21 protein-coding genes and 1 pseudogene are annotated in these 19,864 nt (G+C 51.3%); 7 read left to right on the plus strand and 15 right to left on the minus strand.

Annotation, left to right across the window (positions count from 1 at the left end; all coding sequences use genetic code 11):
* Positions 1–78: 78 nt before the first annotated feature.
* Positions 79–516: a heat shock protein HslJ gene (gene hslJ, locus ACMWJS_RS05565; RefSeq protein WP_048029814.1), complete on the plus strand. Its 438-nt coding sequence runs from the start codon at positions 79–81 to the stop codon at positions 514–516.
* Here hslJ and ACMWJS_RS05570 read toward each other — a convergent pair whose 3' ends face one another.
* Positions 517–783 carry a DUF333 domain-containing protein gene (locus tag ACMWJS_RS05570; protein WP_023312003.1) on the minus strand — a complete coding sequence of 89 codons (267 nt, stop codon included), beginning with the start codon at positions 781–783 and terminating at the stop codon, positions 517–519. It abuts the gene before it with no gap.
* Positions 784–1,054: 271 nt separating this feature from the next.
* On the opposite strand from ACMWJS_RS05570, the gene nifJ reads away from it, so the two are divergent.
* On the plus strand, positions 1,055–4,579 hold the full coding sequence (nifJ, locus tag ACMWJS_RS05575) for a pyruvate:ferredoxin (flavodoxin) oxidoreductase (protein WP_252077055.1): 3,525 nt from the start codon (positions 1,055–1,057) through the stop codon (positions 4,577–4,579).
* Between the two features lie 388 nt (positions 4,580–4,967).
* Complete coding sequence (ompC, locus tag ACMWJS_RS05580; protein WP_167210926.1) at positions 4,968–6,107, plus strand: porin OmpC; 1,140 nt, start codon at positions 4,968–4,970, stop codon at positions 6,105–6,107.
* 339 nt (positions 6,108–6,446) lie between these two features.
* Here ompC and ACMWJS_RS05585 read toward each other — a convergent pair whose 3' ends face one another.
* The 8 genes from ACMWJS_RS05585 to ACMWJS_RS05620 all read right to left on the minus strand — a co-directional run bounded on the left by ACMWJS_RS05585 (position 6,447) and on the right by ACMWJS_RS05620 (position 11,674).
* Positions 6,447–6,524 carry a hypothetical protein gene (locus tag ACMWJS_RS05585; RefSeq protein WP_223239581.1) on the minus strand — a complete coding sequence of 26 codons (78 nt, stop codon included), beginning with the start codon at positions 6,522–6,524 and terminating at the stop codon, positions 6,447–6,449.
* Positions 6,525–6,592: 68 nt separating this feature from the next.
* The gene (locus tag ACMWJS_RS05590; protein ID WP_167210930.1) at positions 6,593–7,015 is read right to left on the minus strand and encodes a GFA family protein; all 423 of its coding nucleotides are present in this window, start codon (positions 7,013–7,015) and stop codon (positions 6,593–6,595) included.
* A 3-nt stretch (positions 7,016–7,018) separates the two neighbouring features.
* Positions 7,019–7,216, minus strand: a complete 198-nt coding sequence (locus ACMWJS_RS05595) for a hypothetical protein (RefSeq protein ID WP_023616678.1) — start codon at positions 7,214–7,216, stop codon at positions 7,019–7,021.
* Positions 7,217–7,305: 89 nt separating this feature from the next.
* Entirely contained in the window at positions 7,306–8,337 is a 1,032-nt protein-coding gene (locus tag ACMWJS_RS05600) for a methyltransferase (protein WP_196364494.1), read from the minus strand.
* A gap of 258 nt (positions 8,338–8,595) precedes the next feature.
* The gene (locus tag ACMWJS_RS05605) at positions 8,596–9,045 is read right to left on the minus strand and encodes a hypothetical protein (protein WP_414746778.1); all 450 of its coding nucleotides are present in this window, start codon (positions 9,043–9,045) and stop codon (positions 8,596–8,598) included.
* Between the two features lie 152 nt (positions 9,046–9,197).
* On the minus strand, positions 9,198–9,638 hold the full coding sequence (locus ACMWJS_RS05610; protein WP_414746779.1) for a VOC family protein: 441 nt from the start codon (positions 9,636–9,638) through the stop codon (positions 9,198–9,200).
* Positions 9,639–9,710: 72 nt separating this feature from the next.
* On the minus strand, positions 9,711–10,055 hold the full coding sequence (locus tag ACMWJS_RS05615; protein WP_196346425.1) for a DUF1294 domain-containing protein: 345 nt from the start codon (positions 10,053–10,055) through the stop codon (positions 9,711–9,713).
* A 95-nt stretch (positions 10,056–10,150) separates the two neighbouring features.
* Positions 10,151–11,674 (minus strand): cyclic diguanylate phosphodiesterase, encoded by a 1,524-nt coding sequence (locus tag ACMWJS_RS05620; protein ID WP_063621815.1) that lies wholly within the window; start codon positions 11,672–11,674, stop codon positions 10,151–10,153.
* A 405-nt stretch (positions 11,675–12,079) separates the two neighbouring features.
* Here ACMWJS_RS05620 and ACMWJS_RS05625 point away from each other — a divergent pair, with 405 nt between their 5' ends.
* Positions 12,080–12,382: a hypothetical protein gene (locus tag ACMWJS_RS05625; RefSeq protein WP_262789616.1), complete on the plus strand. Its 303-nt coding sequence runs from the start codon at positions 12,080–12,082 to the stop codon at positions 12,380–12,382.
* On the plus strand, positions 12,376–12,786 hold the full coding sequence (locus ACMWJS_RS05630) for an ASCH domain-containing protein (protein ID WP_262777912.1): 411 nt from the start codon (positions 12,376–12,378) through the stop codon (positions 12,784–12,786). The genes ACMWJS_RS05625 and ACMWJS_RS05630 overlap by 7 nt, the downstream gene beginning before the upstream one ends.
* Before the next feature lie 33 nt (positions 12,787–12,819).
* Here the strand turns inward: ACMWJS_RS05630 and ACMWJS_RS05635 are convergent, their stop codons facing one another.
* Positions 12,820–13,335, minus strand: coding sequence for a GNAT family N-acetyltransferase (locus ACMWJS_RS05635; protein ID WP_262777914.1), 516 nt, complete (start codon positions 13,333–13,335; stop codon positions 12,820–12,822).
* Positions 13,336–13,429: 94 nt separating this feature from the next.
* Complete coding sequence (locus ACMWJS_RS05640; protein ID WP_414746780.1) at positions 13,430–14,164, minus strand: YnfC family lipoprotein; 735 nt, start codon at positions 14,162–14,164, stop codon at positions 13,430–13,432.
* A gap of 133 nt (positions 14,165–14,297) precedes the next feature.
* Between ACMWJS_RS05640 and ACMWJS_RS05645 the strand changes: the two are divergent.
* Positions 14,298–14,387, plus strand: a pseudogene (locus ACMWJS_RS05645) (hypothetical protein); the annotation flags it as partial.
* Positions 14,388–14,422: 35 nt separating this feature from the next.
* Entirely contained in the window at positions 14,423–15,358 is a 936-nt protein-coding gene (gene ttcA / locus ACMWJS_RS05650) for a tRNA 2-thiocytidine(32) synthetase TtcA (RefSeq protein WP_048029802.1), read from the plus strand.
* Positions 15,359–15,400: 42 nt separating this feature from the next.
* Here the strand turns inward: ttcA and dbpA are convergent, their stop codons facing one another.
* From dbpA to ACMWJS_RS05670, 4 genes are all read right to left on the minus strand, one after another.
* Positions 15,401–16,774 carry an ATP-dependent RNA helicase DbpA gene (gene dbpA / locus ACMWJS_RS05655; protein ID WP_126533759.1) on the minus strand — a complete coding sequence of 458 codons (1,374 nt, stop codon included), beginning with the start codon at positions 16,772–16,774 and terminating at the stop codon, positions 15,401–15,403.
* Between the two features lie 27 nt (positions 16,775–16,801).
* On the minus strand, positions 16,802–16,966 hold the full coding sequence (locus tag ACMWJS_RS05660; protein WP_304665500.1) for a hypothetical protein: 165 nt from the start codon (positions 16,964–16,966) through the stop codon (positions 16,802–16,804).
* A gap of 291 nt (positions 16,967–17,257) precedes the next feature.
* Entirely contained in the window at positions 17,258–18,241 is a 984-nt protein-coding gene (gene zntB, locus ACMWJS_RS05665; protein WP_023292275.1) for a zinc transporter ZntB, read from the minus strand.
* Between the two features lie 243 nt (positions 18,242–18,484).
* Positions 18,485–19,627 carry a methyl-accepting chemotaxis protein gene (locus ACMWJS_RS05670; protein WP_069719081.1) on the minus strand — a complete coding sequence of 381 codons (1,143 nt, stop codon included), beginning with the start codon at positions 19,625–19,627 and terminating at the stop codon, positions 18,485–18,487.
* Positions 19,628–19,864 lie beyond the last annotated feature (237 nt).

Below are 19,864 nucleotides of genomic sequence, written 5' to 3' on the forward strand. Positions count from 1 at the left end.
AGATAAACCCCATTAACGCACGGCAGAGTATCGTTACACTGGAAAAAGATTCACAGTATTTATAGTTTGAGAAGAAAAATGAAAAAGCTCATTGCGTTAAGTGTTATCAGTCTTGTCCTTACCGGGTGCGTTAATCCGGGTAAAGCCTCCGTTCAGCCGGAGCAACTTCAGAACCACCGCTTTGTGCTGGAAAATGTGAACGGTAAGGCCGTTAAGACCGCGACAACGCAACCTGAGATCAGTTTTAGTGCCCTGCCTGATATCAGCCTGGTGAATAACATCAGCGTTTCTGGCCAGATGTGTAACCGCTTCAACGGACAGGGGAAATTGTCCGAAGGCGAGCTTAAAGTGAAAACGCTGGCCATGACGCGCAAGCTCTGTACTGAACCGCAGCTGAATGAGCTGGATCAGGCCATCGGCGACATGCTGCGCAAAGGGGCGCAGGTCGACCTGACGGAAGACCAGTTAACGCTGGCGACAGCCGATAAAACGCTGATGTTTAAGCGTGTAGAATAATCAGTAGTTACCGCAGCTTCCAACGGCAAGCGACTGTTCGCTACAGCGTTTGCCGTTTGGCAAGGCGCACATCCCAATCGCAGAACCATCAAGCTGGCGGGCAACCGACAGCGAGCCGCCAATCATCGCGCAGTTAGCCTGACCCGAGCTGGACATCGCCGCCTTCATTCCCGGCGCCACGTGGGCTGCCGTTGCCTGCTGAACGGGTTCACTGCTACATGCCGACAACAATAATGCGGCACACCCTACCCAAAATGCTGAGCGCATGCTCTCTCCCCCATGAATAATGCGAAACCTATGCATAATAGGCATCCCATCCCGTGTCGTCGAGAGCGGAAGTGCGTATTTATGCGCTCCAGAAACAATTTCTCGCAATTTTTTCGCCAAAAGTTTGATCTACACATTGATGGCGAGAATACCGAGGACACAAAAGCGAAAATCGTAAAATCCCCCGTTTGCTAGAATACACAGATAATATTCAGGGTTTGTCGTCGTAATACAGACCCCTATTTTTTGCGCAATGTAAGGGTGTTGTCCTATGCAAACTATTGACGGTAATGGTGCAGTTGCCTCAGTCGCGTTTCGCACCAGTGAAGTTATCGCCATCTACCCGATTACGCCAAGTTCGACCATGGCTGAGCAGGCGGACGCCTGGGCGGGTAACGGGTTAAAAAACGTCTGGGGCGATGTCCCGAGAGTAGTTGAAATGCAGTCTGAAGCCGGTGCGATTGCCACGGTGCACGGCGCGCTTCAGACCGGCGCGCTTTCCACGTCGTTCACCTCTTCTCAGGGATTGTTGTTAATGATCCCGACGCTCTACAAACTCGCCGGGCAACTGACCCCCTTCGTTCTGCACGTTGCTGCGCGGACCGTTGCCACCCACGCGCTCTCTATCTTTGGCGATCACTCAGACGTGATGGCCGTACGCCAGACCGGCTGCGCGATGCTGTGCGCCAGTAGCGTTCAGGAAGCCCAGGACTTTGCTTTAATCTCGCATATCGCCACGCTCAAAAGCCGGGTGCCGTTTATTCATTTCTTTGATGGTTTCCGCACCTCTCACGAAATTAACAAAATCGTCCCGCTGGCTGACGAAACAATCCTGAATCTCCTCCCGCAGGCGGATATCGACGCGCATCGCGCCCGCGCCCTGAATCCGGAACACCCGGTGATTCGCGGCACGTCGGCGAACCCGGATACCTATTTCCAGTCCCGCGAGGCCACGAACCCGTGGTACAACGCGGTTTACGACCATGTTGAACAGGCGATGAATGACTTTGCCGCTGCGACCGGTCGGGAATACAAACCCTTTGAGTATTACGGCCATCCACAGGCGGAACGGGTCATTGTGTTGATGGGCTCTGCCATTGGCACCTGCGAGGAAGTTGTTGACGAGCTGCTGACGCGCGGCGAAAAGGTTGGCGTGCTTAAAGTGCGTCTCTATCGGCCGTTCTCGGCGAAACATCTCCTCTCTGCTCTGCCGGAGAGCGCGCGTACCGTTGCGGTACTCGATCGCACCAAAGAGCCGGGCGCCCAGGCGGAACCTCTGTATCTGGATGTGATGACGGCCCTGGCCGAAGCCTTTAATCATGGCGAACGTGAAACGCTGCCGCGCGTGATCGGAGGGCGGTATGGTTTGTCCTCCAAAGAGTTCGGACCGGACTGCGTGCTGGCGGTATTCAACGAGCTCAGCGAAGCGAAGCCCAAGCCGCGCTTTACCGTCGGCATTTATGATGATGTGACCAATCTGTCCCTGTCGTTGCCGGAAAACACCCTGCCCTCAACCGCCAAACTCGAGGCGCTGTTCTATGGTCTGGGCAGTGACGGCAGCGTCTCTGCGACCAAAAACAACATCAAAATCATCGGAAACTCCACGCCGTGGTACGCCCAGGGGTACTTCGTCTATGACTCCAAGAAAGCCGGCGGTCTGACCGTTTCCCATCTGCGGGTGAGCGAACAGCCCATCCGCTCTGCGTATCTTATTTCTCAGGCTGATTTTGTTGGCTGTCACCAGCTGCAGTTTATCGATAAATACCAGATGGCCGAGCGCCTGAAGCCTGGCGGTATTTTCCTCCTGAATACGCCATACAGCGCAGATGAGGTCTGGTCGCGCCTGCCGCAGGAAGTGCAGGCGGTGCTGAACCAGAAAAAAGCCCGTTTCTTTGTGGTGAATGCGGCGAAAATTGCCCGCGAATGTGGCCTTGCCGCGCGTATCAATACCGTTATGCAGATGGCCTTCTTCCATCTGACGAATATCCTGCCGGGCGACAGCGCGCTGGCGGAACTGCAGGGCGCGATTGCCAAAAGCTATAGCAGCAAGGGCCAGGAGCTGGTCGAGCGTAACTGGCAGGCGCTGGCGCTGGCGCGCGAGTCGCTGTTCGAGGTGCCGCTGCAGCCGGTCAACGCCGCAAGCCCGAACCGCCCTCCGGTCGTGTCCGATGCGGCGCCTGATTTCGTGAAGACCGTGACGGCGGCGATGCTGGCCGGGCTGGGTGATGCCCTGCCCGTCTCTGCGCTGCCGCCAGATGGCACCTGGCCGATGGGCACCACCCGCTGGGAAAAACGAAACATCGCCGAAGCGATCCCCATCTGGAAGGAAGAGCTGTGTACCCAGTGCAACCACTGCGTGGCGGCCTGCCCGCACTCTGCCATTCGCGCCAAAGTGGTGTCACCGGAAGAGATGGAGGCCGCGCCGGCCAGCCTGCATTCGCTGGATGTGAAATCCCGCGATATGCGCGGACAGAAATACGTTCTGCAGGTCGCGCCGGAAGATTGCACCGGCTGTAACCTGTGCGTCGAGGTCTGTCCGGCGAAAGACAGGCAGAACCCGGAGATCAAAGCCATCAATATGATGTCGCGTCTGGAGCATGTTGAAGAGGAGAAGGTCAATTATGACTTCTTCCTGAATCTGCCGGAAATCGATCGCAGCAAACTGGAACGCATTGATATTCGCACTTCACAGCTGATCACGCCGCTGTTTGAATACTCCGGCGCCTGCTCAGGCTGCGGTGAAACGCCGTATATCAAGCTGCTTACCCAGCTGTACGGCGACAGGATGCTGATTGCCAACGCTACCGGCTGTTCGTCTATCTATGGCGGTAACCTGCCCTCCACGCCGTACACCACTGACGCCAACGGTCGCGGTCCCGCGTGGGCAAACTCGCTATTCGAGGACAACGCCGAATTTGGCCTGGGCTTCCGCCTGACCGTTGACCAGCACCGCGCACGCGTGATGCGCCTGCTGGAACAGTTTGCCGGGCAGATCCCCGCCGGGCTCAATGACGCGCTTCACGCGGACGCGACGCCAGAGGTACGTCGTGAGCAGGTTGCTGAGCTACGTCAGGCGCTTCAGGGCGTAGCGGGCGCTGAACAGCTGCTGACCGACGCGGACGCGCTGGTTGAAAAATCAATCTGGCTGATTGGCGGTGACGGCTGGGCTTACGATATCGGCTTCGGTGGACTGGATCACGTGTTGAGCCTGACCGAAAACGTCAATATTCTGGTTCTGGATACGCAGTGTTATTCCAACACCGGTGGTCAAGCGTCGAAAGCGACGCCGCTTGGCGCTGTGACGAAATTCGGTGAACACGGCAAACGCAAGGCACGTAAAGATCTCGGCGTGAGCATGATGATGTACGGTCACGTTTACGTCGCACAAATCTCGCTGGGGGCTCAGCTTAACCAGACGGTGAAGGCTATCCAGGAAGCGGAAGCATATCCAGGCCCGTCGCTGATCATTGCCTACAGCCCGTGTGAAGAGCATGGCTACGACCTGGCACTCAGCCACGATCAAATGCGACAGCTGACCGCGACCGGCTTCTGGCCGCTGTACCGGTTCGACCCGCGCCGTGCGGACGAAGGTAAGTTACCGCTGGCGCTGGACTCTCGTCCACCGTCAGATGCCCTGGCCGAGACGTTAATGCAGGAACAGCGCTTCCGTCGCCTTAACGCACAGCAACCGGAAGTGGCCGAACAGCTATGGAAAGACGCCGCGGCCGATCTGCAAAAACGGTATGACTTCCTGGCGCAGTTGGCGGGTAAAGCCGAAAAATCGACCAGCGACTAGTTTCTCAGCCCGGCGTGTCCGGGCTTGTTTTTGCCATAAAAAAACCCGGTGTATTCACACCGGGCGAATCCAGATAATCATTAAATATCTATTTAGTTTCCTAAATAATATTCACGCGAATTATGGATAAATAATCTTAAAGGCATATAACGCCGCCAAGAATAACTTACTTAACGACTGATTAATAATTTTAATTTCATATATTTTGCATTAAGACATTCATCAAACCAATGACTATTACCGTTGATTTATTCGGTTTAGATTTTACTTAATTCGTAACAATTATAATTTATTACTCTTACTCAGGAGTGATTTAGCATGAGACAACTTTCTCATTCAGGAAGTTCAACAGGTAATTAAATAAAAACAACCGCAAAGGAATATCATAATGCAAAGAAAAGTATTGGCCCTGATGATTCCGGCTCTGTTAATGGCTGGCGCAACTCATGCAGCAGAGATTTATAATAAAGACGGCAACAAATTAGATCTGTACGGAAAAGTAGATGGTCTGCACTATTTCTCCGACGATAAAGGCGCTGACGGGGATCAAACCTACATGCGTCTGGGCTTCAAAGGCGAAACCCAGATCAACGACATGATGACCGGCTACGCGCAGTGGGAGTACAACATTCAGGCTAATAACACCGAAGGGTCTGATAACCAGTCCTGGACACGTCTGGCCTTCGCCGGTATCAAAGTGGGTGATTATGGCTCCTTCGATTACGGTCGTAACTACGGTGTTCTGTACGACGTAGAAGGCTGGACCGATATGCTGCCTGAGTTCGGCGGGGACTCCTACACCAAAGCCGACAACTTCATGACCGGCCGTGCCAACGGCGTGGCCACCTACCGTAACACCGACTTCTATGGTCTGGTGCAGGGTCTGAACTTTGCGCTGCAGTATCAGGGCAAAAATGAAGATGCCAGCAACAATCAGGAAGGCACCAACAACGGTCGCGACATGCGTCACGAAAACGGCGACGGCTTCGGTATCTCTACCACCTATGACTTCGGCATGGGGATTACCGCAGGGGCAGCCTATACCTCTTCAGATCGTACTAATGACCAGGTGATCGCAGGCACTGGTGCTGCATCTCAATATGCGGGCGGCGATAAAGCGGACGCATGGACCGCGGGTCTGAAATATGATGCTAATAATATCTACCTGGCGGCTATGTACTCTGAAACCCGCAATATGACGCCATACGGTTCCACTGACAGCACTTCGGGCGGCGGTATTGCCAACAAAACCCAGAACTTCGAAGTGACCGCACAGTACCAGTTCGACTTCGGCCTGCGTCCGTCCCTTTCCTACCTGCAGTCTAAAGGTAAGGACCTCGGTAACGGCCAGGGCGACCAGGATCTGGTTAAATACGCTGACATCGGCGCGACCTACTACTTCAACAAAAACATGTCCACCTACGTTGATTACAAAATTAACCTGCTGGATGAAGATGACAACTTCTACAAAAACAACGGCATCGGCACGGATGATGTCGTGGCACTGGGCCTGGTTTACCAGTTCTGATTGCCAGAGCCCGCATGATGATGCGGGCTCCCCCCCTTTTTTGAAACTCGTCACAAAAAACAGGTTCTGGAATCGTGTGGTTGAGGGTAAGTTGAGGGAAAGCTGGTTAAACTCAGACGATAACCTTTTCATCACAAGGGATAACAGCGTTGTTTGGTCGTGTATCCGTTGCCGTACTTACTCTTTTAGCGCTCATCTGGATGGCGTTAATTTTTGATTTTGCTGATATTGTCGGTCATCTCGGCGCTGTGTTGAACCACCTCGATGGTGGTTAATATTGCTCCCGCGGAAATAAAAAGCCACCAGCAGTGCCGGTGGCGGGTAAACGCGCAGTTCGCGTTATTTTTTCACGGGTTGAGGCTTTTTATCACCTGATTCAGGGGCCTCACGCGGATCGTCTTTTTCAACACAGAGCATAGTTTCTCCTGTTTCAGATAACCACCCTCCACTATAGCCAGGCTGATTACAGAGTGGCCAGGCGGCAATTACGCCTCAACTGTCCCTTTCTTGCGAAAAGAGAGGTAGCCAAACACCCCGCTGTCTCCATCCGAGGGATGGTTAACCCCGTCCATCACCGTCACGTCAGGAAAATCGAACGGTGAGACGTTTTCGAAGCAGGCAACGTTCACGCCGTATTCGTTTGGATTGGAACGCCGCTGATGGAACGTGTAGATCCCGCACACCGAGCAGAAGAAGTGCCGTGCCGTCCCCGTGTTAAAGCGGTACTCCGTGAGCTTATCCTCACCTTTGGTCACGGTAATCCCTGACAGCGGCGCAGAGACGACGACCGCGCCCCGCATGCGACAAAAGGAACAGCTGCAGCGCCGCGCGGTATTCAGGCCATCCGTGAGCGCAACGGTAAAGGCCACCGCACCGCAATGGCACTGCGCATTACGACATTCAGCCATAGGCTATACCCCTTTTCTCACCAGCTCGGCGGCCTTGACGAAAACCTCGTCTTCTACACCATCGCCTTTTTGCCTGCCGAGCCTGACCAGTTCATCGACAATACTGTTGCGATGGATCGGTTTCTGCGCTGAAACCAGCCCAATGACGGCGGCCCCAATCGCCAGCCCCACTAAACCTGTTTGTTCGTCTTTGTTCATCATGCTCATGCTCCTGATACAACAGACAAGCGTAGCAGGAATCCGGTAAAACGGAATGAGGACACTCGCTTTGTGAATATAATTTACGTAGTTCAGACAGGTACGACTTCTAAAATCGACAGATACGAACGGGTGTCTATTATAGTGTTTAGCTTCAGACTGGTCTTTTCAAACAAGATCTGATACTCAGACTCCGTTCTTGCCCGCCCTCCATCAAAGCTTGTTAAAAGAAGAAGGTCAATTTCAAATCGTCCCTGCTCATTATTTTCTTTTTTTATAAGTGGTTCAAAAATTAATAATCGGGAATTTTCTTTCATTGCATTTCTACACGATTGAAGTATCTGAACCGCTTTCTCATCAGGCCAGTCCATCAAAATATATTTAAGCAGGTAAATATCCGCTACAGGACAGGCTCCAAAAAAGTCACCCTCAACTGCCTTCCATCGACGATTGTCATTTAACAGATACAGTCGATTCCGCGCAAGCACGTCTTTTTGATCGAATAGGATCCCTGTTAAGGTCGGATTTCGGCGTAAAACAGCCAGCAATAAATTACCCAGCCCACCGGCAATATCGGCAACGATAGCATTTTGAGGAAACGAATAGCTATCGGCGATGACTTCATTCTCTACGGATGACATAGAGGCCATACCCGCATGAAAAATGTTGCTGTCAGTCATCGTGTCATCATGCTGCCAGTAGTCGTAAAAAGGCTTGCCAAACAAATCATTAAAAACAGGTTTGCCTTGCAATATCTCATCCATTTTAGCCGCTGGCTGCCAGAATGTTGGGTCTGTCAGCATGAGCACCGCCGCACGCAATGAAAATTCATGTTCAGAACACAGGAACTGTGCTGAATGGCTAAGGCTATATTCAGCTTCGGACAGTTCGTTGAACACTCCACGAGAGGATAATACGCGCATGATCCGATGAAGATAGTCGCCATCGACATTAAGCTCCTCCGCCAGTTGCGTAACGGATTTTTTTCCTTCAACCAGACGATCTGCAACGCCTAATACTGCGACAGCCCGAAGTGCTGCCTGCCAGACAAAACCCATGCTTTGCTCTAACAAACACATTCCTTCTTTACGGCTTAGCAAATCCAGACTATTAGGATGTGACATTTTCTGCTCCTTACCAATAAAGATGTGCTGAACAACTAAAACGCCGTTAGCAAGCGTAAGTCTGGTAGCGAGCTTTATCCACAATGTTAGTAAGGATTATTTGTGCGGTTTCGTACCGTTTAGCATACAGTCCATTTCAATACGTAAAAAAACAGGGCCACTTACTCCATATTTTGATTAATAACACCATGACACTATTCTTTCATAAATGATTACCATGATAGAAATAATACCTGTCGTGAGACAGACATTTCATCGTTAGAATCTCGGTGCCAGCCCGTATTTTGGCGTTTTGATATTTGCCGCCCAAATTTTGATATCGTTTTGCAGGAGAATAGTGAAATCAGATTTTAAATGCGTCACAATGCCATTGACGCTGTCCGCATCCACAACTGAAAAATGTTCAATTCTGTTTTTCCCTATCTGAACACAATGATATTTGGAGGGAAGCACTTTACCATTCACATTGAGTGGCGGCTTATTCTCACCACAGCGCCCTTCCGTAATATATGACACCAGCAAATTAGCGGATTTCCTCCCAGGCTGGGATACGCTCACCATGACGGGATAACCTTCCGAGGTCTGCGTCATATCATAAAGCACCGCATTTTTCATATACCAGGTATTATATTCCCGCTCCTGAAAAGCGGACCAGGCAGGCGCAGAAAAAAGCGCCAGCACTGCCAGCATAATAGATACTATTTTCATGGGATGTTATCGTCCGTGGTGTTGCACGTATTATTCAGATTGTGCAAAAAACAGCAACAACTTAAGAATAGTCCTACCACTATTGGCAGTGATGGAGGATCAATTAACGACGCGCGACGCGGTCTGTTTCCTGTTGCTAACGTATCTTCGCTTTATTTATTCCGACTGGCCGTTCGGATCGCTTCCAGACCGACGCGCTGTCCGAATGACAGCTCTAACGTGTTTCCATCGGGATCGGCAAAAAAGACATAGTATCCTACGGGATCGCCTACATTCTCAGGCGCTTTCCTTAGCACACCTTCAGCGGTGGCCATCGCGGTTTTTCTGTCAATTTCTTCGCGGGTCGCACAGGCAATTCCCAGATGCCCGAAGCTGCCCAGCGGCGTGTCGGTCACGGCATCAGCCTGTACCAGAACCAGTGCAAAAGGACGGGTATGGTCGCTAAGCCATGCGACTCTTCTGGCATCAGGCATGTCGGGTTCACGCAAATGAATAACCTCCATACCGGCATAGCGACGATAGAACGCGATACTCTTTTCCAGGTCCCTGACCATAAACGCGACATGAGTGAAACCTACATCAATGTCTTTCATTTTAAGATGTTACTCCTTTATCAACGTGGTGCTGACATCTTAAAAGCTCAAGTTAACTTGATGTCAATACGCTCATAAAGACGAAACAGGCGAGAAATGGTAAACCGCCGCCATCACGGCAATGCTAACGACAATGCTTAAGAAAAAGTAGGTTTTAAAGGGCTGCTTTTGCGTTTTATGGCGAAAGAGTTGCTGGCCCACAATCGCGCCAGGCCAGCCGCCGGTTACGCCAAATACCAGCAGCGTGGCTTCCGGTACCCTGCGCATACCCTTACGCGCTGCCTGTTTATCGGCGCCATACATAGCCATCGTCAGCACATTGATCAGCAGAAACCACATAGCCAAAGGGTTAGAGGCAAAAAGGCTGCCGATTGCAGCAAAGATCAGGAGTAAATAACAAAAGCGATTGAGGGTCATAGTACCGGCCAAAGGATTGTTAAGCAGTTTTCGACGCCGCATTATACGCTACTTACGCATATATCAGGCGGGAAATGCAGACAACTGGGAAAACGTCACTCCACCCTCACTTTAACCTTTGGCTTCGACAAAAGGATTTTTATCAACTCCTTAAAGGGAACGGGTTTGTAGAAGAAGTAGCCCTGTAAAAACGTGATGTTATTGCGGATGAGATAATCAAGCTGTTGCTGGGTTTCAACCCCTTCCGCCACAATACGGATTGACAGTTTTTTTGCCAGTTCCAGTACCGAATCCAGGATCAGGGTGGAATCCTCATTGGCATTCACTCTGGCAACAAAGCTTTGGTCGATTTTGATGTAATCAATGTGCAGGTCCTGCAGGTAGGACAGGCCAGAATAGCCCGTTCCAAAATCATCCAGCGCGATTGCAAATCCATTGTTATGCAGCTCATTCAGGGTTTTAACGAGATGTTCATCTACGTGGAGGGGCTCGCGCTCGGTCACCTCAACGACAAGGTTAAGATCCTGTTGCACAAAGCTGCGCTTGTAATTCAGGCACTCTTCAAAAAAGGTAGAGGCCACGATATGAGACGCACTGAAGTTAATTCCTACATGGAATCCTTCCGGCAGCAGCGAAGAAATTGAATTCATCTGCATTGCAACCTGACGCATTAAGCTTTGGGTTAATGGAATAATTAACCCTGATTTTTCAGCAAGCGGAATAAACGACGCGGGAGAAATAAACCCGGATTGCGGATGCTTCCATCTGGCCAGCACCTCGACACCGCGCAAGGTGCCCTCTTTTCCGCTCACGACGGGTTGGTAATAGGGAATAATTTCATTTCTGTAGATGGCAGTACGCAGCGAATCTTCAGGCGATATATCCTTAGAGAGATAGCGTTGCAGAAGATAAGCAGGAAGAGAGGAAATGAGCAGCAGAAATAACAGCACCCCACCGGCCTGGTCGAATAATCTCGTCAGGCTAAAAAGAGGCGGAGCGTTAAATTGAATCGCGAAGGGATAATCAGCGTCTTTTACCGTCAGTACATCTTTGTTTGCATGGGGTGCCGTCAACACATCGCCGGATTGGCCTAAACGACGATTGCCGACTTGCAGTGAATACGCCACGCCACGTAATGGCATATTCAGCGCATCCCGGATATGGCTGTCGCTGATGCTCACCATGATTCGGCTTCCGGCATGGTTTGTCTGGTATAAGAGAACCGGCAGGCCGTTGACCGTACTTTTCGATGGAACAAGTAGCAATGATGCCTGAGGCAGCGCTGAGCCGTTAACCAGCAACACGCGATTTCCCGGTAAAGAGGAGCACCAGACCGCATCTTGTTTCAGAATAACGATCGTTCTCAGATGGGGTTGTAATGCCGCTTCAGTACCGAGCCGATACTGCCCTTCAGCATCACACTCATTCTCAGCAAGCTGCATTGCTATCTGGGTCGCATGACGAGCTTCTTTAAGAATGACGTTCATGTTTCGCACGACATAGTGCGCCCCTGCAAGGCTGTCAGCCCGTGCAGAATACCAAACCTGTAAATTGATGATAAAAACGCCCAGCATAAAAATTGCCGTGGCTGCAGCTAAGGAGATAGGTGCATGGCGCATTCAGGGTTCTCGACTCGAGTGACGTTGCCGCTTCGGTGATGCTGAAGTGATTGAATTGTCTTCGTCTTAAGCATGGTTGATAAAGAAAGAAATACCATGTCATGCGTCAGAAATTTTCCCGCAAACCAGCCTCCATCGTTGCACCTTCTAAAATGGGGAAATAAAAAGGCCGCCGAACGGCAGCCCTGGTTGATACGTGCTTATTAGTACTGCTTTATTGTCTTGACCGGCGTTCTTTCTGACCAGTCAGGCCGCTCGCCTGCCATGATTGCGCGCTGTTGTGATGGCGTCACAGACTGCGTTATTTCAGGCATCGACTTGTATTCAGGTTGCTGAGGTGGGCTGAGAACCAGATCGGCGCTACAGCCTGACAGTAGCAACGCCACCAGTAGCGATGAATTAAGCTTGAACACGTTAACCCCTTCCAATGGGATGAAAGTTACAGAAAAAGCGTGGTGTCGGTTCTATCCCGGTGACTTTTCTTTGTTATACAACGTCACGCGCCTGGCTACCGGCCATAGATTCACCACGCAGATAACTCCGCAAGGATATATTTACTCGAGCAATAAGCGCAACGCTTTGTTTTCCTGCCCACCAGTGAAAAAAGGTGTCAGGAAAGCAGAGTACGCTTCTGGTATCGACGATGTTTATGCTAAAACCGCTGGTATGTTTCTTTTGATAAAAGCTATGAGGGAAGTTGAATGGTGACGGTTGAGGAATTAAAAATGAAATACCCGGGCGCACAGGCCTGGCAAATGGGTGACAGCCTGGAACTGGCGAACGAACTAGCGGACCTGATTAAAAAAGGGCTCAAAACGGCCACCTGCGGCTCTTTTGCCTCGTACTCGCAGGATGTGTCTGCTCCACGGATAGGAAGCTACAACATAATCCTTGATGGTCAGAATGTCCCGGTCTGTGTGATCCGGCTGGTTTCCATGCGACTGGTGCGTTTTTGCGATGTTACTGAGGAATTCGCTCGTAAAGAGGGTGAAGGTGATTTAAGCCTTGAATACTGGCAGACAGAGCATCAGCGATTTTTCTTCCGCGAAGGCCATTTTTCTGAAGATATGGAACTGGTCGCAGAAGAATTTGAATTGGTTGAGGTGCTGTAAGCGGAGATAAAGTGGCAGAGGTGTATCTGTTACTTAAGCAGGCTTACCAATATTAAGCTCATAGACTACGCATTGAGTATCGTAATGCTGCTCTATTGCTTTATAAGTCATACCTAACCTTTTCATAACACGCTGCGATGCGATATTTTCGGGATCGGCCACGGCCACCAGATAAGATGCTCCCACCCGTTCTACAGCATAATCAACGATCGCTTTCGCTGCCTCTGTAGCATAGCCTTTGCCATTGTGTTCAGGAACGAGGCGCCAGCCAATCTCTAATGGTGCACCCTCCACATTTGCCAGGTGCTGGAGGCATGCTGCACCAACGATCGCACCAGAAAATTTCTCTCTGATAGCCCACCACGAGAAGTGATACTTATCCCAGCGAGCCTGCACCCTTCTGATACCCTCCCAGGTTTCTTCGGGCGTTTTAACAATACCCTTATTGATATAGCGCATCACTTCAGCATCACTATCCATTACCCTTAAGCCTTCATAATGTGAATCATTAAAGGGTTCCAGGATTAAGCGGACCGTTTCTACATTCATCTTAAATTTCTCTTACATTAAGCCAGTGCCTTCATTGAACTCGTCCCGATAAAACACCATGACGCCGGAGGTAGCTTACTGGAATCGTTTTAATCTAGTAGAATTCAACTTTCGTATGTGCTGTCATTGAAACTGGTTTCGGTGCCGGATTACCTGCGTTCTGTACTGTGGCATTACATATTTCAGGCACAAGCATTTCGTTATAATGACAAGAACTGGTTGCTGTATACCCCTCCGAGAAAACTGATGAGTTTATTAGTGTATAATCAAGAGGCTTTCTTTTTTTATCAACATAAGATATTTCATTTTTAGACATAACGCTTTCTGAACTATAAAATTCAGAGCGCGTCAAATTATCGTCTTCATCATAAAAATGTTCAGATATTTTTTTGCCTAAAAAATAGGTGTCTTTAATTAATCCATTCGAGTAAAGAGTGTAACGCAACTCGTCACCGTTTTCATTTTTACTCAAAATGTGACATTTTTCATCAAGTTGTATTGAGAAAGGCTTGCCATCTCTATGGCCAATAAGACTTCCATTTGTATATTTTAGAATGGTTTCATGCCCGGAAGAAACATTATCAAGGTTTAAGCTATCAACACAACCATTTTTATTCAGTCTGATGGAGATTTTATAAGTGATTTTTCCATTCTCCTCAACATCAGTATCTAAGGATTTAACAGCCCCCTTAACTGGATTGAAATCAAACATAGTCGATAAGTTATAAAGTAGAGGTATGTAGTGATTTTCTGCAAAAGCCATGCTTGAAAATAAGGAGGAACAAAGGAAAAGAGTAGAAGTTTTTATCATTTTTAAATCTAAGCTCAAGTTACCCTCAAATTAAGTAAGCTCATTACAGCATGCTTACTGCTAATCTTCAATATTGATACTGGCGGAGATGATTGCACCACAACTGCGCCGTTTGCCGTAAAGTCGCTATCGTATCCAAACGTCTGAACGCTACCCTTTATCACGTATCGGCGCCAGATTTCACGCAGCAGTAAAACGTGCTGGCATTCGCCGCCGGAATCCGTACCATACGCGGCATACAATTTTTGCCCCTGCTGGCTCCGAAGGTAGTACTCAATGCAAGAGAATCAAGAGATTAACAAAAAAGAGCAATACAATCTTAACAAACTGCAAAAGCGGCTGCGCCGTAACGTTGGCGAAGCCATTGCAGACTTCAACATGATTGAAGAAGGCGACCGCATCATGGTTTGCCTGTCAGGGGGTAAAGACAGCTACACCATGCTGGAGATCCTGCGTAATCTTCAGCAAAGTGCGCCGGTGAAATTTTCCCTGGTGGCGGTCAACCTTGACCAGAAACAGCCGGGCTTCCCGGAACACATTCTGCCGGAATACCTCGAGAAGCTGGGCGTTGAGTACAAAATCGTCGAAGAAAATACCTACGGTATTGTGAAAGAGAAGATCCCGGAAGGGAAAACCACCTGCTCTCTGTGCTCTCGTCTGCGCCGCGGCATTCTTTATCGTACCGCGACGGAGCTGGGCGCGACCAAAATTGCCCTGGGCCATCACCGCGACGATATCCTGCAAACGCTGTTCCTCAATATGTTCTACGGCGGCAAGATGAAAGGTATGCCACCTAAGCTGATGAGTGATGACGGTAAACATATTGTGATCCGCCCGCTTGCCTACTGCCGTGAAAAAGACATTGAGCGTTTCTCTCAGGCTAAAGGGTTCCCGATCATTCCATGTAACCTCTGCGGCTCTCAGCCGAACCTGCAGCGTCAGGTGATTGGCGACATGCTGCGCGACTGGGATAAGCGCTATCCTGGTCGTATCGAAACCATGTTCAGCGCCATGCAGAACGTCGTCCCTTCCCATCTCGCGGATGTGGAGCTGTTCGACTTTAAAGGCATCAACCATGACTCAGACGTGGTGAATGGCGGCGATCTGGCGTTTGACCGGGAAGAGATCCCGATGCAGCCAGCAGGCTGGCAGCCGGAAGATGATGACAATCAGTTTGAAGAGTTGCGTCTGAACGTGCTTGAAGTGAAGTAAGCGATTAGCGTCTCAGAAACACCTTCTGAGACGCTTCATGCTTTATTTCAGCAGACGTACGCGGCAGGTTTTACCCTTAATTTTCCCGTTTTGCAGCTGCTTCCATGCTTTATGGGCAACCGCCTGGCGAACCGCGACGTAGACATGCGCCGGATGGACAGCAATCTTACCGATATCCGCCCCGTCCAGACCCACATCCCCTGTCAGTGCACCTAGAACATCACCAGGACGCATCTTGGCTTTTTTACCGCCATCAATGCACAGGGTCGCCATTTCGGCCTCCAGCGGCACAAGGCTGACGCCGGCTGGGGGATTCATCCAGTTCAGCTTAATCTGCAGCATTTCAGAGAGAATATTGGCGCGCTGCGCCTCTTCAGGTGCGCAGAAGCTGATCGCCAGACCGCTGTTTCCTGCGCGCGCGGTACGGCCAATACGGTGCACGTGTACTTCCGGATCCCACGCCAGCTCAAAGTTCACCACCAGCTCAAGCGATTTAATATCCAGACCGCGCGCAGCAACGTCGGTCGCAACCAGCACGCGGGCGCTGCCATTCGCGAAACGGACCAGCGTCTGATCGCGATCGCGCTGTTCCAGATCGCCATGCAGCGACAGCGCGCTCTGCCCGGCGGCATTCAGGGCATCACAAACCGACTGACAGTCTTTTTTGGTATTACAGAACACCACGCAAGAGGCAGGCTGATGCTGGCTCAGCAATTTCTGCAGGAGCGGGATCTTCCCCTGCTGCGAGGTTTCAAAGAACTGCTGTTCGATCGCGGGCAGCGCATCTACGCTGTCAATTTCAATGGTAAGGGGATTTTTCTGCACGCGGCCGCTGATGGCGGCAATGGCTTCCGGCCAGGTTGCGGAGAACAGCAGCGTCTGGCGATCGGCCGGTGCAAAACGGATCACCTCGTCAATGGCATCGCTGAAACCCATGTCCAGCATGCGATCGGCCTCATCCATGACCAGCGTTTGTAGCGCATCCAGCGAGACGGTGCCCTTCTGCAGATGATCGAGAAGACGGCCAGGCGTCGCGACAATAATGTGCGGGGCATGCTGGAGTGAATCACGCTGGGCGCCGAACGGCTGCCCGCCGCAGAGGGTTAAGATCTTGGTATTGGGCAGGAAACGCGCCAGGCGACGCAGTTCACCCGCAACCTGGTCTGCCAGTTCGCGGGTCGGACACAGCACCAGAGACTGGGTCTGAAAAAGCGCCGCATCGATATGCTGCAACAGGCCAAGGCCAAATGCCGCCGTTTTTCCACTGCCCGTTTTCGCCTGCACGCGCACGTCACGGCCCTCGAGAATGGCAGGTAAGGCGGCCGCCTGAACAGGCGTCATCGTGAGGTATCCCAACTCGTTGAGGTTATCGAGTTGGGCGGCGGGCAAAACATTCAGGGTAGAAAAAGCGGTCACTATAGTCTCTCGTGGTGATCTTTGCAGTCAGATGGCGCGTATCCTCGCAGATCTCGCGGTTCGATGCGACAATTTAATCGGTTCTTCATCGGGCGGCGGGTCCGGCATCGGCTGCGGACGCGGGATAGGATCGGGCATGGGTACCGGATCGCTGGGGATAGGATCGGACTGACGCGATTGTGGCAGTAGCAGAGCGTTAAGGATGCTCATCATTCCCTCCAGAATTTGCTGTCGTCCCTTTTAGGGTAGACGCTGAGAATCAGGAGGCAAAAAAAAGCCGACTATGAAGTCGGCGTCGTACGAATCAATTGTGCTATGCAGTAATTCAAAAAAGGAAGTAAGACAATATGGAGCGCAACGCCCATCGCTTGACGTTGCATTCACCTGCGGGAGTAATATTGCACCTTACGGGGTAGATGTTTATTGACTTCGCTCAATTAAAAGAGCGTTTTAATCCCGGAAAAAGACGAAAAAAGCGTAAATTTACAGCCATTTACTACGATGCAACCACCATGCAACACCCCCAATCAAAACAACTAACATCACGCAAAAGGCCGTAAAGCCGTAGCGATAAGCGCCGCCCGGAATTCCCCCCAGATTGACGCCAAACAGCCCGGTCAGAAACGTGCTGGGTAAAAACACCATCGCCATCAGGGACATCGTATAGGTTCTTCGCGCCAGCGACTCCTGCATCACCTGCGCGATTTCGTCCGCCATCACCGCCGTTCTGGCAATACAGGAATCAATTTCATCCAGCCCGCGGCCCAGCCTGTCGGCAATATCCTGCATTCTGCGTCGGTGATCGTCGTTCATCCAGGCGAGCCTTTCGCTGGCCAGCCGCGCATACACGTCGCGCTGCGGCGTCATGTAGCGGCGCATCACAATCAACTGCTTACGCAACAAGGCCAGAAAACCGCGCGGCGGGATCTGCTGATCGAGCAGGTTATCTTCCAGGTCGATGATTTTGTCGTGCAGTTCTTCAATAAACTCACTGGCGTGATCGGTAAGCGCGTCACAGACGTCCACCAGCCAACTGCCGCAGTCGATCGGCCCGGTGCCCTCTTTCAGATCGTTGACGATGTCATCCAGCGCCAGAACCTTACGCTGTCGGGTGGAGACAATCAGCCCATCGTCCATATAGACCCGCATCGCAACCAGCTGATCCGGACGTTCATCCGTGCTGCCGTTAATACAGCGCAGGGTGATCAGCGTCCCGTCCCCCATTCGGCTCACGCGGGGGCGCAGGCTTTCACCGGCCAGCGCATCGCGTACGTTGTTAGGCAAGAGCGGGGTCGACGCCAGCCAGTCAGCGCTGTCCGGGTGGGTGTAGTTCAGATGCAGCCAGCAGGGATGCGCACTGTCGATCACATCATTGTCTTCCAGCGGCCGGGCACCGCCGCGACCGTCCAGCACCCACGCAAAAACTGCGTCTGGAACGTTTAGTTCAGATCCTTTAATGCTTTCCACAGCTCCTCCGCCTTTTAGCTCTTTCGGTGTCAGTCTAGCTTTCATCAGGGGTTAAGCAACAACTATGTATGCCATCGCGCTGAAATCGTTCATGAAATGTACATGCCATGCGTTTCGCCCGGCGGCACTACGCTTGCACGGGCCTACAGTGAAGGGTGTAATGTATTGATATTGCGGCAGAGTGTAGGCCGGGTAAGCGCAGCGCCACCCGGCAAGAAATACGGCGAGAATGTTGCGGTTTTGTCAGAGAGAGTGCTCTGGCCGCGGGAGGAAGGATGGCGAGCCGCCAGGTAATGAGGACAACGATCCCTGATCCAGTCTGAAATTACGCGTGCGGGCCTGCAGCTCAATCACCTGATTGCGCAGGACATCAGAGGAGCCGTTGAGTTCCTCCGCCATCGCCACGTTGCTTTGCGTGACCCGCTCCAGCTCCGAAAGCGCCAGCGTGATCTGGGAAATGCCTTTCTCCTGCTCAGAGGTCGACGCGGAAATTTCATCCATCAAGCGGCTGACGTTCCCCGACCCCGTCACGATTTCATGCATATTCTTCTCTGCCTGTGACACCACGGTCGCGCCCTGCGTGACGTTACTGCTGGTGACTTCAATCAGCGCTTTGATATTCTTCGCGGCCTCTGCACTGCGGTGTGCCAGGTTTCTGACCTCCTCCGCAACGACAGAAAAACCTTTTCCGTGGTCGCCTGCCCTTGCCGCCTCAACGGCCGCGTTGAGCGCCAGAATATTGGTCTGGAACGCAATGCCGTCAATCAATGAAATAATCTCCGTCATCTGCTGGGCGCATTCGGTAATGGACTGCATATTGTTGGCGACCTGCCCCATCAGCTCCCCGCCCTTGCGCGCCTGCAGCGTCGCCACATTCGCCTGTTCACTCGCCAGGCGGGTGTTATCGGCATTGTTTTTGGTGCTCGCCGCCATTTGCTCCATGCTGGCTGCGGTTTGCACTAAAGACGCAGACTGCTGTTCGGTTTTCACCGAGAGCTGAGCGCTACGGGCCGAGAGCTGATCCGATAAGGTCATGGCGGTTTGCGACGACGCCCTGATCTCGCGCACCAGCGTCGCAATGTTGCCGGAAAGGCTATTGATCCCGGGAATAAGTCGCCCCGCGCAGTTATTGCCAAACTCCGGGATAGAAACCCCAAGGTTGCCTGCTGTCACCTCTTCAATACTTCTCTTTACCGTATTGATCGGCGTCACAAGATAGCGGGTCATGTAGACCCAAAGCAAAAATAGCGCAACGAAATTGATAACGTTAAGGGAAATAAAGAGAGAGGACTTGCTGGAAATTAGAACAACGACACCTGCGTTTACCAAAAATAGCGATAAAAGGAACCCGATAATAAAGGTCCTGACACTAATATTTCTTAGCATGATGATACCCACGTTTTATATTTTGGTCGGCATCTAGACTTATAGCATTGGCTCAGACGTTTTTCCTCGCAAACTTCACGGGATTGTTTTTTCGCCGTTAGCAACCTGGGATTTAGCTTAAGTCAGATAAAAACAGCGTATTAGTGAAAATGTTCTTCGCAGCGTGCTGTGATACTGGTCTGCCGCCACGTTAAGCGATACCATCCGCTGCGGCGCACTGATACAATCGCCGTTATA

It is taken from the genome of Enterobacter sp. HK-058-C-ECC, assembly GCF_047531125.1.
Taxonomy (GTDB): domain Bacteria; phylum Pseudomonadota; class Gammaproteobacteria; order Enterobacterales; family Enterobacteriaceae; genus Enterobacter; species Enterobacter quasiroggenkampii.